At 63.9% G+C, this 14,656-nt stretch carries 14 protein-coding genes; 2 read left to right on the plus strand and 12 right to left on the minus strand.

The genetic code is table 11. The features are described from left to right. Positions 1-251 precede the first annotated feature (251 nt). From dtd to hutC, 10 genes are all read right to left on the minus strand, one after another. Positions 252-689, minus strand: a complete 438-nt coding sequence (gene dtd, locus OGL93_RS06625) for a D-aminoacyl-tRNA deacylase (protein WP_263261662.1) — start codon at positions 687-689, stop codon at positions 252-254. Beyond that, entirely contained in the window at positions 686-1,657 is a 972-nt protein-coding gene (pip, locus tag OGL93_RS06630) for a prolyl aminopeptidase (protein ID WP_263261663.1), read from the minus strand. Before pip ends, dtd begins: the two co-directional genes overlap by 4 nt. Positions 1,658-1,784: 127 nt before the next feature. Next, a complete protein-coding gene (hutG, locus tag OGL93_RS06635) occupies positions 1,785-2,588 on the minus strand; it encodes an N-formylglutamate deformylase (protein ID WP_263261665.1) in 804 nt (267 codons plus the stop codon). Then, on the minus strand, positions 2,585-3,805 hold the full coding sequence (hutI, locus tag OGL93_RS06640; protein ID WP_263261667.1) for an imidazolonepropionase: 1,221 nt from the start codon (positions 3,803-3,805) through the stop codon (positions 2,585-2,587). The genes hutG and hutI overlap by 4 nt, the downstream gene beginning before the upstream one ends. A gap of 23 nt (positions 3,806-3,828) precedes the next feature. Then, positions 3,829-4,641 carry a betaine/proline/choline family ABC transporter ATP-binding protein gene (locus OGL93_RS06645; protein ID WP_263261668.1) on the minus strand — a complete coding sequence of 271 codons (813 nt, stop codon included), beginning with the start codon at positions 4,639-4,641 and terminating at the stop codon, positions 3,829-3,831. After that, on the minus strand, positions 4,638-5,489 hold the full coding sequence (locus OGL93_RS06650; protein ID WP_263261670.1) for a proline/glycine betaine ABC transporter permease: 852 nt from the start codon (positions 5,487-5,489) through the stop codon (positions 4,638-4,640). The genes OGL93_RS06645 and OGL93_RS06650 overlap by 4 nt, the downstream gene beginning before the upstream one ends. 57 nt (positions 5,490-5,546) lie before the next feature. After that, the gene (locus OGL93_RS06655) at positions 5,547-7,004 is read right to left on the minus strand and encodes a cytosine permease (RefSeq protein WP_263261672.1); all 1,458 of its coding nucleotides are present in this window, start codon (positions 7,002-7,004) and stop codon (positions 5,547-5,549) included. Between the two features lie 57 nt (positions 7,005-7,061). After that, positions 7,062-8,723 carry a urocanate hydratase gene (gene hutU, locus OGL93_RS06660; RefSeq protein WP_263261673.1) on the minus strand — a complete coding sequence of 554 codons (1,662 nt, stop codon included), beginning with the start codon at positions 8,721-8,723 and terminating at the stop codon, positions 7,062-7,064. A gap of 204 nt (positions 8,724-8,927) precedes the next feature. Next, positions 8,928-9,482, minus strand: coding sequence for a HutD family protein (locus tag OGL93_RS06665; RefSeq protein ID WP_263261674.1), 555 nt, complete (start codon positions 9,480-9,482; stop codon positions 8,928-8,930). Further along, positions 9,479-10,228 (minus strand): histidine utilization repressor, encoded by a 750-nt coding sequence (gene hutC / locus OGL93_RS06670; protein WP_263261675.1) that lies wholly within the window; start codon positions 10,226-10,228, stop codon positions 9,479-9,481. Before hutC ends, OGL93_RS06665 begins: the two co-directional genes overlap by 4 nt. 109 nt (positions 10,229-10,337) lie before the next feature. On the opposite strand from hutC, the gene OGL93_RS06675 reads away from it, so the two are divergent. After that, a complete protein-coding gene (locus OGL93_RS06675; protein WP_263261676.1) occupies positions 10,338-11,702 on the plus strand; it encodes a formimidoylglutamate deiminase in 1,365 nt (454 codons plus the stop codon). A 20-nt stretch (positions 11,703-11,722) separates the two neighbouring features. Here OGL93_RS06675 and OGL93_RS06680 read toward each other — a convergent pair whose 3' ends face one another. Further along, on the minus strand, positions 11,723-12,301 hold the full coding sequence (locus tag OGL93_RS06680) for a lipocalin family protein (RefSeq protein WP_263261677.1): 579 nt from the start codon (positions 12,299-12,301) through the stop codon (positions 11,723-11,725). A gap of 27 nt (positions 12,302-12,328) precedes the next feature. Then, positions 12,329-12,547 (minus strand): hypothetical protein, encoded by a 219-nt coding sequence (locus OGL93_RS06685; RefSeq protein WP_263261678.1) that lies wholly within the window; start codon positions 12,545-12,547, stop codon positions 12,329-12,331. Between the two features lie 210 nt (positions 12,548-12,757). Here OGL93_RS06685 and OGL93_RS06690 point away from each other — a divergent pair, with 210 nt between their 5' ends. Then, entirely contained in the window at positions 12,758-14,650 is a 1,893-nt protein-coding gene (locus OGL93_RS06690; protein ID WP_263261680.1) for a methyl-accepting chemotaxis protein, read from the plus strand. Positions 14,651-14,656: the final 6 nt, after the last annotated feature.

The following is a 14,656-nucleotide window of genomic DNA, read 5'->3' on the forward strand; positions in this document are numbered from 1 at the left end:
TTGAACCAACGGCCAGCTGCGTTTGCCGGGTTGGCGAGCATTGTTCCGACTCCGAAAGGGCTCAATGATTCCCTAAGCGGCGCCGGCCCAGCACTCAAGTTAGAACAAAACCGGGGACAGTACCTGCGGTCCCCCCGGCGCGCGATTATCTAGCACGCCGCGAAACAACGCATCAGGGGCACGGAAGAATTTCTGCTACAAAATAGGATTTTTCATCGCCCGATGGGGTTTTTCCAGGGGCTGGGTGTGTTTCAGGCCTGCAACATGAAGGTCACAGGGCCGTCGTTGACCAAATGAACCTGCATGTCTGCGCCAAAACGCCCGCTCTGCACCCCAGGGTGAGCCGCCTGGGCCTGGCGCAGCAGGTACTCGAACAGCTCGCGGGCGAGCTCCGGTGGCGCGGCGGTGGAAAAGCTCGGGCGCATGCCGCTGCGGGTGTCGGCCGCTAGGGTGAACTGCGATACCAGCAGCAGCCCGCCCTGCACATCGACGAGGGAGCGGTTCATACGCCCTTCGGCGTCGCTGAACACCCGGTAGTTAAGCAGCTTGTGCAAAAGCCTGTCGGCCTGGGCCCCGGTGTCGCCTGGCTCTACCGCGACCAACACCAAAAGGCCCTGGTCGATTGCCCCGATGGTTGCGCCAGCCACCTCGACACGGGCGCTGGTCACCCGCTGCAACAGGCCCTTCATGCCTCTTCAAGGGGCAGGTCGAGCAGGCGCCGCGCCATCTCGTCGGCGGCACGGACCAAGGCGTCGATGATGCCCGGTTCGGAGCTGGCGTGCCCGGCATCGCGGATGACCTTGAGCTCACTGTTCGGCCAGGCGTGGTGCAGCTCCCAGGCGTTGTCCAACGGGCAGATCACGTCGTAGCGGCCATGGATGATCACCGCCGGCAGGTGGGCGATCTTGTGAACGTCACGAATCAGTTGGTCTGGTTCGAGGAACGCGTTGTTGACGAAGTAATGGGTCTCGATACGTGCGATGGATAGCGCCCGCTGCGGCTCGGAGAAACGATCGACGATCAACGGATTGGGCCGCAGGGTGGCGGTGCGGCCTTCCCAGATCGACCAGGCCTTGGCGGCGTGCATCTGCGCGATCTGGTCGCTGCCGGTCAGCCGCTTGTGGAACGCCTTGAGCAAATCGCCACGCTCGTCTTGAGGGATGGGCGCGAGGTAATCCTGCCAGTAATCCGGGAACATCCGGTTGGCGCCTTCCTGGTAGAACCAGCGGAATTCCTGCGGGCGGCAGAGGAAGATCCCACGCAGGATCAGCCCATGCACGCGATCAGGATGAGCCTGGGCGTAGGCCAGTGCCAGCGTGGAACCCCAGGACCCACCGAACAGCACCCACTTGTCGATGCCCAGGTGTTCGCGGATGCGCTCGATATCGCGCACCAAGTCCCAGGTGGTGTTGTTTTCCAGGCTGGCGTGCGGCGTGGAGCGGCCGCAACCGCGCTGATCGAAGGTCACGATGCGGTAAAGATTAGGGTCGAAGTAGCAACGGCTGGCGGCGTCGCAACCCGAGCCAGGCCCACCGTGTATGAACAGGACCGGCAGACCCTCGGGGGAACCACTCTCGTCGACATAAAGCACATGCGGCTCATCCACGGCCAGATCGTGCCGTGCATAGGGTTTGATCTGCGGGTACAAGGTCAGCATCAGGCGCTCCGTAAGGGTTTGGTCAGCCGTGAGCCATCATAAACCCGATTCGCCTGTATGTGCTTGCCTAAACGCTGCGCTTGTCGTAGCCGGGCCTGTTCGCAAAGGAGCTATTCGCTGGCTGGGGTCACCGGGGATAGGTCTCCCGCCCCCACGCCAGCGCCGCTTCGAGCAACCGCCGCAATACCTCGCGGGTAGGCTCGGCCAAAGCCGGGCGGTAATCGAACGGAGGCTGTTCGTTCATATAAGTCGCCTGGCCCAGCTCTAGCTGCACCGCATGAATGTCGTGTGCCGGATCGCCGTAATGCCGGGTGATATGCCCACCCTTGAAGCGCCCATTGAGCACATGGCTGTACCCTTGAGCTTCGGCGCACACTTGTTCGAGCCGGCCGGCCAGTTCGGGCGCGCAGCTGGCGTTGTTGAAGGTGCCTAGGTTGAAGTCCGGTAGCTTGCCATCGAACAACCGAGGCACGTGGGAGCAGATCGAGTGGGCGTCCCACAGCAGGGCGTAGCCGTGGATTTCACGCAGGCGTGCCAGCTCACTGGCGATTTGCTGGTGGTACGGCCGCCATACGCGCTCCAGGTAGTGGGCCCGCTGCTGCGCGGCAGGCACCTGCCCTGGCTGGAACAGCGGCGTGCCGTCGAACAGGGTGTCCGGGTACAACCCTGTGGTGGCGCCGGCGTACAAGGGTTTGTCATCGTCGGGGCGGTTGAGGTCGATGACGAAGCGCGAGTATTCAGCTACCAACACGCTGGCGCCAAGCGCTTGGGCAAAATCGTACAGCCGTGGGATATGCCAATCCGTATCTGGCAGGCCGCGCGCCGGCTCTACCAAGCCGCGCCCCACGGCTTCGGTCAACCGCAGCCCGGCGTGGGGGACGCTGATCAGCAGCGGTACGCTGCCCTGGCTGAAGGTAAAGGTATCGTTCATGGGGTTTCCTGCTTGAAGGTCAATTCCGCGCCATGGCGGATGATGCGCTTGTCCAGGTCACCGCCCAGCCAGTACGCCAGGTCGGCCGGGCGTTCGATGTCCCAGGCCACAAAGTCGGCCACCTTGCCCACCTCCAATGAGCCATGGCTGTCGCCCAGCCCCAGCGCTCGCGCAGCGTGCAAGGTTACGCCGGCCAAGGCTTGCTCGGGGGTAAGGCGGAACAGCGTGCAGGCCATGTTCATCATCAGCCGCAGCGAGAGCACCGGCGAGGTGCCTGGGTTGCTGTCGGTCGAGATTGCGATGGCCACGTTGTTGTCGTGCAGGGCCTGCATCGGTGGCAAACGGGTTTCGCGCAGGAAATAGAACGCGCCAGGCAGCAGCACCGCCACGGTACCGGCGGCCCCCATGGCCACGGCATCCTGCTCGCTCATGAACTCCAGATGATCGGCCGATAGCGCCTGGTATTTCGCTGCCAGGCTGGAACCACCGAGCGAGGACAACTGCTCGGCGTGTAGTTTTACCGGCAGCCCCAACCGGCTAGCGGCCTGGAACACTCGCTCGACCTGCGCCGGGGAAAACGCCAGGTATTCGCAGAAGGCGTCCACCGCATCCACCAGCCCTTCACTGGCCAGGGCCGGCAGCAGCTCTTCGCAGATGAAGCTGATATAGCCATCGGCATTGTCTTTGTAGGCGTCCGGCACCGCATGCGCCGCCAGGCAGGTTGCCCGCACGGTCACTGGCAACTCATCGCCCAGGCGGCGAATGACCCGCAGCATCTTGCGTTCGCTGGGAAGGTCCAGCCCATAGCCAGACTTGATCTCCACCGTGGTCACCCCTTCCTTTAGCAGGCAGGCCAAGCGGCGGCGGGCACTCTCGAACAAGGCGTCTTCACTGGCGGCTCGGGTCGCGCGCACGGTATTGGCGATGCCGCCACCCTGGGCGGCGATTTCGGCATAGCTCACGCCTTGCAGCCGCTGTTCGAACTCGCCGCTGCGGTTGCCGCCGTAAACCAAATGCGTATGGCAGTCGATCAGCCCTGGGGTTACCCAGCGCCCCTGCAGGTCGACTTGCTCGCAACCGGGGTTCGTCGGGGCTTCGCCCTGCGGCCCGACCCACTGGATTTTCCCCTCATCAGTGATCATCGCGGCGTTCTCGATGATCGAATAGCGCCCCTCTGCAAGGGTTGCCAGGTGGCAGTTGTGCCAGAGCGTGGGCATGTCAAAAGCTCCGAAAGCGTGTGTCAGGTACCAGCACGACGCTGGACGAAACGGCTCACGTAATCGTCTGCGGGGTGCTGAAGAATATGTTGTGGCGTACCCACTTGAACCAAGCGGCCGTCGCGCAGGATGGCAATGCGGTCGCCGAGGCGCAGCGCTTCGTCGAGGTCGTGGGTGATGAACACAATGGTTTTGTGCAATCGCGCCTGCAGCTCGCGCAGTTGCGCTTGCAGGTCCGCGCGGATGAGTGGGTCGAGGGCGCTGAAGGCTTCATCGAGCAGCAGGATGGGCGTATCGCAGGCCAAGGCGCGCGCCAGGCCAACCCGTTGGCGCATGCCACCGCTCAACTGCTCGGGCCAATGCGCGGCATAGCCATCGAGGCCTACTTGCTCGATCCAGTGCTGGGCCCGCTCGAGGCTGGCCGCCCGGGTGTCGCCACGCAAGCGCAGGCCATAGGCGACGTTATCCAGCACATTCTTGTGGGGCAGCAGGCCAAAGCCCTGGAAGACCATGCTGATGTCACGCCGGCGAAATTCCCGCAAGCGCGCGGGCCGGTAGTCCAGGACGTTCTCGCCCTGAATGATGATCTCGCCTCTGGACGGATCGATCAGCCGGTTGAAGTGGCGCACCAGGGTGGACTTGCCCGAGCCCGACAAGCCCATGATCACGAACACTTCGCCCGCGTCGATGCTCAGCGACACGTCCGCTACCCCCAGTACACAGCCGGTTTGCGCAAGGATGTCCGCCTTGCTCGCCCCTTGGTCCAGCAGTGCCAGCGCCTGCCCTGGGCGGCGCCCGAAAACCTTGGTGACATGCCGCAGCTCGATCACGCTCATTTGCCAGCCCTGCGCCGTGGCTGACCGTAGGCCTGGGTAATCCGGTCGATGACAATGGCCAGCGCGACGATTGCCAGCCCTGCTTCCAGGCCCTTGCCTACGTTGAGGGTCTGGATACCGGCGAGTACGTCTTCTCCCAGCCCGCGGGCGCCGATCATCGAGGCGATCACCACCATGGAAAGCGCCATCATGGTTGTTTGGTTGATGCCCGCCATGATACTCGGCAACGCCAGCGGCAATTGCACGCCGAGCAGCTGCTGCCAGGGGCTGGCGCCGAAGGCGTTGACCGCCTCCATCACTTCCCGGTCTACCTGGCGGATGCCCAGGTCCGTCAGGCGAATCACCGGCGCGATGGCGTAGACCACGGTGGCGAAGATCGCCGGCACCTTGCCCAGGCCAAACAACATCAGCACGGGAATCAAGTACACGAAGCTGGGTAGGGTTTGCATCACATCGAGCAGTGGCAACAGCACCGCCCGCACCCGGGGGAAGCGCGCCGCCACCATCCCCAGCGGCACCCCCAGCACGATCGCCAGGGTGGTGGCGACCAGTACCAGGGCCAGTGTTTGCAGAAGTTTGTCCCACAGGCCCACCGCACCGACCATGAACAGCAAGCCTGCCATCAGCACCGCCATGTACCAGCGCCGGCTGGCATGCCAGGCCAGGGCGCCAACGATCAGCAGCAACAGCCACCAGGGCGTGGCCCGCAGCACGCTTTCGAGCCCCACCAGCACAGCCAGCAAGGACTCGGAAACCTGTCGCAAGGCATCGCCATAGCGGCCGACCAACTGGTCGACCCAGGCATTGACGCCATTGGCGATGGAAAACGTCAGGCTGTCGGGAAACATAGGCGGCTCTCGTCATGGGCATTCACCAGCCTAGGACAGCCAACGCAGCGCAGCGGCTCAAATCGGATTCGCTTGAGTGAACGCCGGGGTTGCCACAGACTCGGCGTCGGGCAGGATCAACTGCGCCGGGATCGGGCGCGGCCAGCGGCGCGCGGCCCAGTAGTACACCAGCGCCGGCAACACCAAGCCGATGATCCAGGAGATATCCGTGTCCCCCAGGCGCTCCACCAGCGGCCCGGTATAAAAATGGGTAGAGATGAACGGCAGCTGGATAAGCACTCCGAACACGTACACGCTGATGCCCACCGGATTCCAGGCGCCGTAGCGGCCATTGGGATCGTTCAGGGCCGGCAGGTCGTAGCGCTCTTTGCTGATGCAGTAGTAATCCACCAGGTTGATGGCGCTCCACGGCGTGAAGAACGCCAGCAGGAAGAGAATGAAGGCGGAGAAGTCCTTGAGGAACGAATCCTTGCCTAACAGGGCCAGGCTGGTGGACACCGCGACCATGGCCAGGATGCACAGCATGCGTGTGGCGGAGCCGATTCGCCGCTGCCCGGACAGGCCGCTGAAGATCGTCGCCATCGACATGAAGCTGCCGTAGGCGTTGAGAATGGTGATGGTCAGCTTGCCGAAGGCGATGCTGAAGTACAGCAGCGCCGCTACGGCGCCGGTCCCGCCCAGGCCGACGATGAACGCCACCTCGTGATGGGCGAAGCCTTTGCCGGCCAACGCGGCCGCGAACACCCCGAACACCATCGCCGCTTGCGCGCCGATCACCGAGCCCAGGCCCACCGCCCAGAACGTGCCGGCCGCCGGCGTCGACCGCGGCAGGTACCGCGAGTAGTCCGCCACATAGGGCCCGAAGGCAATCTGCCAGGAGGCTGACAGCGACACCGCCAGCAAGAAGCTGCTCAAGGAGAAGTTACGGTTGCCCAGCAGCGCGGGAATGTCGTTGCCGGCCAGCAAGGCATAGAAGAGGTAGGCGAAGGCCAGCACCCCGAGCACGCTGGCTACCCGGCCAACCAGGTGGATCACCCGGTAACCAAACACCGTCAGCAGCACGATAACGGCGGCGAACACCAGGATGCCTTGCCAGTCCGCCGTGCCGAGAAGCTGAGCCACGGCCTGCCCCGCGAGCACCGAGCCGCTGGCGGAAAAGCCGATGTACATCAGGCATACCAGCACCAGCGGTATCACCGCCCCATACACCCCGAACTGAACCCGGCTGGAGATCATCTGCGGCAAGCCCAGGCGCGGGCCCTGCGCTGCGTGCAGGGCCATTACCGCACCGCCTAGCACTTGCCCCAGGAACAGGCCGACCAGCGACCAGAACACATCGCCGCCCAGCACCACCGCCAGGGCACCGGTAACGATGGCAGTGATCTGCAGGTTAGCGCTGAGCCAGAGCGAAAACTGGCTGGCGAGACGGCCATGGCGCTCGGCGTCCGGAATGTAATCAATGGAGCGCCGTTCGATCAAAGGCTTGTTTGCAGTGCTGTGCGTATTTATCGCCATGCCAGTCTCCATCCAGGGGGTGAACCCCCTGGCGGCTGCCAAGGGGCAGTGCTTTTTTCAGTCAAGCATCGGCAGGTTCAGCCCCTGCTCCCGGGCACAGTCAATTGCGATTTCGTAGCCCGCATCGGCGTGGCGCATCACGCCGGTGGCCGGGTCGTTGTGCAGCACGCGGGCAATACGCTCGGCGGCCTCGTCGGTGCCGTCGCAGACGATCACCATCCCGGAATGCTGCGAGAAGCCCATGCCTACGCCGCCGCCGTGGTGCAATGACACCCAGGTGGCGCCGCTGGCGGTGTTGAGCAGGGCATTGAGCAGCGGCCAGTCGGATACGGCGTCGGAGCCATCACGCATGGCTTCGGTTTCGCGGTTAGGGCTGGCCACGGAACCGGAATCCAGATGATCGCGCCCGATCACCACAGGCGCGGACAACTCGCCACTTCGTACCATTTCGTTGAACGCCAGGCCCAACTTGGCGCGCTGCCCCAGGCCAACCCAGCAGATACGTGCTGGCAAACCTTGGAAACTGATGCGCTCGCGGGCCATGTTCAGCCAGTTGTGCAGGTGGGCGTCGTCCGGGATCAGCTCCTTGACCTTGGCGTCGGTCTTATAGATGTCTTCGGCGTTGCCGGACAGCGCGGCCCAGCGGAATGGCCCCACGCCACGGCAGAACAGCGGGCGAATATAGGCCGGTACGAAGCCTGGGAAGTCGAATGCGTTGTGCACGCCCTCTTCCTTGGCCATCTGCCGGATGTTGTTGCCGTAGTCGAAGGTGGGCACGCCCTGCTTCTGGAATTCCAGCATGGCTTTTACATGCACGGCCATGGACTGCTTGGCCGCTTTGACCACCGCGGCCGGCTCGGCCAGCGCGCGCTGGCGGTACTGCTCCCAGGTCCAACCGGCCGGCAGGTAGCCGTTGAGTGGGTCGTGGGCGCTGGTCTGGTCGGTGACCATGTCTGGGCGCACGCCACGCTTGACCAGTTCCGGCAGAACCTCTGCAGCATTACCCAGCAGCGCAATGGAGATGGCCTTGCCCTCGCCGGTGTACTTGGCGATGCGCGCCAGGGCGTCGTCCAGGTCTGTGGCTTGCTCGTCGACGTAACGGCTGGCCAGGCGGAAATCGATACGGCTTTGCTGGCACTCGATGTTCAGCGAACAGGCGCCGGCGAGAGTCGCCGCCAATGGCTGCGCGCCGCCCATTCCGCCAAGGCCTGCGGTGAGCACCCACTTACCGCTGAGGTTGCCGTTGTAATGCTGGCGGCCGGCTTCCACGAAGGTTTCGTAAGTGCCCTGCACGATGCCCTGGCTGCCGATGTAGATCCAGCTGCCGGCGGTCATCTGCCCATACATCGCCAGGCCCTTGGCATCCAGCTCGTTGAAGTGTTCCCAGTTAGCCCAGTGCGGCACCAGGTTGGAGTTGGCTATCAGCACTCGAGGCGCATTGGCGTGGGTTTTGAACACCCCCACAGGCTTGCCCGATTGCACCAGCAGGGTTTCGTCGGCCTCCAGGTTTTTCAGGCTTTCGACGATGCGGTCATAGCATTCCCAGTTGCGCGCAGCACGGCCGATCCCGCCGTAGACCACCAACTCCTTGGGGTTTTCGGCCACCTCTGGGTCGAGATTGTTCATCAGCATGCGCAGCGGGGCTTCGGTCAGCCAGCTCTTGGCGTTCAACTGGGTGCCACGGGGCGCGCGGATGTTTACGTCACGGAAGGTGGTCATGGCAGTGGTCCTCTGAAAAGTCGCGGGTGTTTCGTCCGCACACATATTTACTTGTATGTACAAGCATATGCAATCCAGGGGCCACTTTTTTTCTTCGCCGGCTAAGGGCCAGATCGCGGGCGTTACCCGCTCCTATAGCCTCTGCGAATGAACAAAAAGGGCGCACGGCCGTTAAGCCGTGCACCCTTTGGGTGTGAGGAAACGTTAGAGAGGCTGGAGCTGGATGAGCGCGCAGCGCCCCGTAACCACCGCTGCTTGCTCGTTGAGCAGCAAGGTGTCGTGTTGGCCGAGCGTAACGCTGTTACCGGCCAACTCAACCCGCACTGTCGGCACTGCGGCGAAGATGATCCGCGTGCCGGCGTCGGCCTTCAGCGAAACCCGGGCGGCGGCATCCAGCCATTGCAGCTGTGCCTGATAACGCACTGGAGCGTAAATCAGATTGAAGTCCCGGATAGGCCCGTCGATCAGCTCGCAGCTCACCTCGCTGGCACCGGAAAATTCGAACGGCTGATAGGGGCGCAGCGGGCCGGAGCTACGGCCATCGACCTGCAGCACCATGCCCTGGCCTTCGAGCACGGTGATCACCCGCTCGTAGCCCGCAAAGGACGAAAACGGCCCGGGCTGGGCGATGTCCGCGATAGACAGCCGCCAACCGAATTCGTCCAGGCCAGCGCCTTGGTCCCGGCATACCTCCAGGGTGCTGCCGCCACCGTTCTTCCACGGCGTACGCAGGTAATCGGCAGCGCGCAGCAGCTTCATTTGCTGAACCGCCCTTCCAGCCTATGACGGGAGCCGGGGTGAATCAGCCGCGCGGCGGTAACTGCCTCGCGGCCAGACCAAGTGCGCCGGCGGATCAACAGGCACGGCTCGCTGCGCTCGATCTGCAACAGCTGGCAGGCTTGCTCGTCGGCTAGGATCGCCTCTACCACATGCTCGCCCTCGGTCAGCGGGGCTACACGATTAAGGTAGGCATAGGGGGTTTCGCGGGTGAAATCCTGCAGCAGGTAATCCGGCGCTACCTGGGCGTTGACGTAGCGATCTTCGATCTGCACGGGAATATCGTTCTCGTAATGCACCAGGATGGAGTGAAAGATCCGCTGGCCTTCGCGCACGTCTAGCGACACGGCGCGGCTGGCCCCGGCTGCCTCCTCGACCAACCTGACCACCTGGCAGCGGTGGCGATGGCCGCGCGAGGCGATCTCGTCGGCGATGTTGTGCACTTCGAACAACGCCGACTGCGTCTTGGGCTCCGCCACGAAGGTGCCTACCCCCTGCATGCGCACCAGCAGCCCCTCGGCGGTGAGCTCGCGCAGGGCCCGGTTGATGGTCATGCGGCTAAAGCCCAGCTGGCTGACCAGCTCGCTTTCGGAAGGCACACGGTAATGCGGCGGCCAGCTGCCGGTCTGGATCTGCTGGGCGATCATCTGTTTGACCCGCGCATAAAGCGGCGCGGGGCTTTCGCCCAGCTGGTCGGCCAAGGAGGAAACAACGGGCGGCGTGGGCACGAGGGGCACCTGTGAAAGGTTAAAACGGGGTATAGCTTGCCGGAGTTTACCCGGCACGCAAACAGCTGTATATGTATATACAACCGAAGCCCGAAGAGATTCCTTGCCCATGCCTGCCTATTTCGCCGACCGCGCACTTTTACCCGACGGCTGGGCTTCTCAGGTGCGCCTCGAGGTCGATGCCCGCGGGTTTATCACGTCCGTTCAAGCGGGTGCCTCGCCTGACGGCGCCGAGGCGCTGCCGGGCGCATTGCTGCCGGGCATGCCCAACCTTCATTCGCACGCCTTTCAGCGCGCCATGGCCGGGTTGGCGGAGGTCGCTGGTAATCCCAACGACAGCTTCTGGACCTGGCGTGAGCTGATGTATCGGCTGGTCGGCAAGATCAGCCCGGATGACCTCGAAACCATCGCCCGTCAGCTTTACATCGAGATGCTCAAGGCCGGCTACACCTCGGTGGCGGAGTTTCATTACCTGCACCACACCGCTGACGGCACGCCCTACGCGGACCCGGCCGAGCTGGCCATGCGCATCAGCCGCGCCGCCGCCAGTGCTGGCATAGGCCTTACCCTGGTGCCGGTGCTGTACAGCCACAGCGGCTTCGGTGGCCAGGCACCTAGCGCCGGCCAGCGCCGTTTCATTAACTCCACCGAGGCTTACCTGCGCTTGCAGCAACGCTTGGCGCCTGAACTTCAGGCCCAGCCCTCACAGCACCTGGGCGTGTGTTTCCACTCGCTACGCGCAGTCACGCCGGGGCAGATCGACGAAGTGTTGGCAGCCAGCTCGAGCACCGCTCCCGTTCACATTCATATCGCTGAACAACAGAAGGAGGTGGACGACTGCCTTGCCTGGAGCGGCAGCCGGCCCCTGCAATGGCTGTTCGATCACGCGCCGGTAGACGAGCGCTGGTGCCTGGTGCACGCCACCCATGCGGACCCCAGCGAAGTGCAGCGCATGGCCGCCAGCGGCGCGGTTGCCGGCTTGTGCTTGACGACCGAAGCCAACTTGGGCGATGGGTTGTTCCCGGCAGTGGACTATTTCGTCGCGGGTGGGCGCTGGGGGATTGGCTCCGACAGCCACGTGTCACTGAGTGTGGTCGAGGAGCTGCGCTGGCTGGAATACGGCCAACGGCTGCGAGATCAGCGGCGCAACCGCCTACATGCCCCGCGCAACCCCCAGGTTGGGCAAGCCCTTTACCTGGGCGCCCTGGCCGGCGGCGCCCAGGCATTGGGCCAACCGATCGGGCGGCTCGAAGCGGGTGCCCGCGCCGACTGGCTGATGCTGGACTCCGCCGACCCCTACCTGGCCACTGCCAGCGACGATGCCCTGCTTGGCCGCTGGCTGTTCGCCGGGGGCGACCGCCAGGTACGCGACGTGATGGTAGGCGGGCGCTGGGTCGTACGCGCCGGCCAGCACCCCGGGGAGGCCGAAAGCCTGCCGGCCTTCGCCCGGACCCTGCGGTCGCTATTGGGATAGAAGCCGCGGGGCACGAGGCTTTAGTCGGCTGAGCGCCAGATCAGCCGGGAGGTGTCATAACCCTGCTGGCGAGCGTGAGCCAGCATCCGCTGCTTCACCTCCTCGCTGACCGTAGGAGTGCGCGACAACAGCCACAGGTATTTGCGGTCGGGGTCGCCCACCACCGCTTCGGTATACGTACCGTTCAGGTCGATGATCCAGTAGTCGCCCTTGGCAATGCTGGGCGCCAGCCTGGAGAACCAGTTGTCGAACACCACCCACAACTTGTCCGCCTGCCCCGCAACTTGCTCGGTCGCAGTGCCGTGGGCTTCTTCCCAACTACCATCCTGCGTCTTGCAGCGGTTGAGCACATCGACGGTTCCATCGGGCTTGAGGCTGTAATGCGCCTCGGACTGCACACAGTGGCGCTGGAAGAACATCGGCATGCGCGCCAGCTCGTACCACGTGCCCTGGTAACGCTTGAGGTCGACCTTGCCCACCGTCTTGGGCGCCATATCAGCCGTGCCGGCATTACTGCAAGCGCTCAGCATCCAGCCACAGGCCAGCAGCGCCAGTGCCACGCCAGCGCGGCGAAATATCGGTTGTCCAAGGATTGCCATGCTCAGGTGCTCCATGTAAGAAGCGGATCATTCGACCGCTTCGGCAGGCTCCAACGCTTGCACTCGCCGTTCAAGGGCCAGGCGCAGCTCGGGGTCGATCACGCCGGCATCATAGAGCGCGGCTATATAACCCAGCGCCATGCCCGTCATCAGTACCGTCTCCGGCCCTTTGGCAGCCCGAGTAATGGCCGCAGTGCGCCGGTCAATGGCGCGCCCGATCTTTTCGGGGAGGTCCTGTTCGGTCATTGCCGTTCCTGTTGTGTGCCTGATCGCGGTTGGACGGCCGTCACTGGCGGAGGTTCCGGAGGCCAGCGCAATGTCAGCGAAGCGACAGTTTCGGATATCACTACCGCGGGGGCTCAATTTTTCCGCCGCCTGGTCGACTGAATAGCAGCGGGAAATCCGTACAATCGGCGCCCTTTTCTTACTTGCACTACTGTTCGAGCAACGACCGCCATGAGCAATAACATGAAATTCAGCCACAAGATCCTGCTGGTGGCGGGGCTTATCGTGGCCCTTGCGTTTGCCTGCTTCACTCTGTTCAACGACTACCGCCAGCGCCAGACGCTGCGCGCGCAGACCGAGACTTCCCTCGCCCAGCTCGGCGCACTCACCGCGAGCAACGTGCAGACCTGGCTCACCGGCCGTATACAGCTGGTGGAGTCCATGGCGCAGCAGGTAGCGGTCAACGGCGCGGCTACCGAAGCCCTGCCGCAGATCATCGGCCTGCCGGTATACCCGGCCAATTTCCAACTCAGCTATTTCGGCGGCCGCGATGGCGTGATGTTCTCGGTGCCGGCCGGCAACCGCGCGGCCGATTACGACCCGCGCGCCCGCGGCTGGTACAAGGCGGCCGACGCCGCCGGCCAGACCGTGGTCACCGAGCCCTACATCGCCGCGTCTTCGGGCAAGCTGGTCATCACCGTTGCCTCGCCGGTACAGCGTAGCGGCCAGATGCTGGGCGTCGCCGGCGCGGACATGGACCTGAACCAAGTCAGCGATATCATCAACTCGCTGAATTTCGGCGGCCACGGCCTTGCTTTCATCGTCAGCGCCCAAGGCAAGGTGTTGATCCATCCAGACACCAAGCTGGCCCTCAAGTCTCTGGCCGAAGCCTACCCCCAAGGTGCCCCGGCGCTCACCGGCGGGCTGCAGGAGATCGAGGTGAATGGTAAGGACCAGTTCATCAGCTTTACTCGCCTCAAGGGCATTCCCTCCGCGGACTGGTATGTGGCTACCGTGCTGGATAAATCCGCGGCCTTCGCCATGCTTGGCGAATTCCGCGCCTCGGCACTGATCGCCATGGTGATCGCAGTGGTCGCCATCATCGCCCTGCTCGGCCTGCTGATCCGCGTGCTGATGGCGCCGCTGCATGTGATGAACCGCGCGCTGCAGGACATCGCCGCGGGCGAAGGTGACCTGACCCGGCGCCTGGTCATTCATGGCCGCGACGAGTTCGGCACCCTTGGGGAATCGTTCAACCGGTTCGTTGAGCGCATCCACGAGTCCATCCGCGAAGTGGCTTCGGCCACCGCCCAGGTCAATCAGGTGGCCTCGCGGGTGCTGGAAACCTCCAACGCCTCGATGCTCAACTCCGACCAGCAGGCCGGCCGTACCAGCAGTGTGGCCGCGGCCATCAACGAGCTGGGCGCCGCCGCCCAGGAGATCGCGCAGAACGCCGCCCTCGCCTCGCAGCACTCCAGCGCGGCCCGTGGCCTGGCGGAGGAAGGTCAGCAGGTGGTGCATCGCACGATCAACAGCCTTGGTCAGCTCTCGGCGAACATCAGTGACTCGTGCGGCAACATCGAGACCCTCAACACCAACACGGTGAATATCGGGCAGATCCTCGAGGTCATCAGCGGCATCTCCCAGCAAACCAACCTGCTGGCGTTGAACGCCGCCATCGAAGCAGCGCGTGCGGGCGAAGCCGGGCGCGGTTTTGCCGTGGTCGCCGATGAGGTGCGCAACCTGGCCCACCGGACCCAGGAATCGGCGCGCCAGGTTCAGGCAATCATCGAAGACCTGCAGCAGGGTGCACGCCAGGCGGTCGACACCATGACCGAGAGCCAGCGCCAGAGCTCGGAAAGCGTGGAGGTGGCCAACCAGGCCGGTGATCGCCTCAACAGCGTGACCCAGCGCATCGGCGAGATCGACGGCATGAACCAGTCGGTGGCTACGGCTACGGAAGAGCAGACCGCGGTCGTGGAAGCCATCAACCAGGACATCACCGAAATCAACCTGCTGAACCAGGAAGGGGTAGAAAACCTGCAATCGACGTTGCAGGCCTGCGGCGATCTGGAAAGCCAGGTCAGCCGCCTGAAGCAACTGGTAGGCAGCTTCAGGATCTAAAGCGCG

This window comes from Pseudomonas sp. RIT-PI-S, assembly GCF_025642975.1.
GTDB lineage: Bacteria > Pseudomonadota > Gammaproteobacteria > Pseudomonadales > Pseudomonadaceae > Aquipseudomonas.

Coding starts and splice junctions, on each gene's coding strand:
- dtd (WP_263261662.1), bottom strand. CDS start 689: ATGAAGGGCCTGTTGCAGCGGGTGACCAGCGCCCGTGTCGAGGTGGCT.
- pip (WP_263261663.1), bottom strand. CDS start 1,657: ATGCTGACCTTGTACCCGCAGATCAAACCCTATGCACGGCACGATCTG.
- hutG (WP_263261665.1), bottom strand. CDS start 2,588: ATGAACGATACCTTTACCTTCAGCCAGGGCAGCGTACCGCTGCTGATC.
- hutI (WP_263261667.1), bottom strand. CDS start 3,805: ATGCCCACGCTCTGGCACAACTGCCACCTGGCAACCCTTGCAGAGGGG.
- OGL93_RS06645 (WP_263261668.1), bottom strand. CDS start 4,641: ATGAGCGTGATCGAGCTGCGGCATGTCACCAAGGTTTTCGGGCGCCGC.
- OGL93_RS06650 (WP_263261670.1), bottom strand. CDS start 5,489: ATGTTTCCCGACAGCCTGACGTTTTCCATCGCCAATGGCGTCAATGCC.
- OGL93_RS06655 (WP_263261672.1), bottom strand. CDS start 7,004: ATGGCGATAAATACGCACAGCACTGCAAACAAGCCTTTGATCGAACGG.
- hutU (WP_263261673.1), bottom strand. CDS start 8,723: ATGACCACCTTCCGTGACGTAAACATCCGCGCGCCCCGTGGCACCCAG.
- OGL93_RS06665 (WP_263261674.1), bottom strand. CDS start 9,482: ATGAAGCTGCTGCGCGCTGCCGATTACCTGCGTACGCCGTGGAAGAAC.
- OGL93_RS06675 (WP_263261676.1), top strand. CDS start 10,338: ATGCCTGCCTATTTCGCCGACCGCGCACTTTTACCCGACGGCTGGGCT.
- OGL93_RS06680 (WP_263261677.1), bottom strand. CDS start 12,301: ATGGCAATCCTTGGACAACCGATATTTCGCCGCGCTGGCGTGGCACTG.
- OGL93_RS06685 (WP_263261678.1), bottom strand. CDS start 12,547: ATGACCGAACAGGACCTCCCCGAAAAGATCGGGCGCGCCATTGACCGG.
- OGL93_RS06690 (WP_263261680.1), top strand. CDS start 12,758: ATGAGCAATAACATGAAATTCAGCCACAAGATCCTGCTGGTGGCGGGG.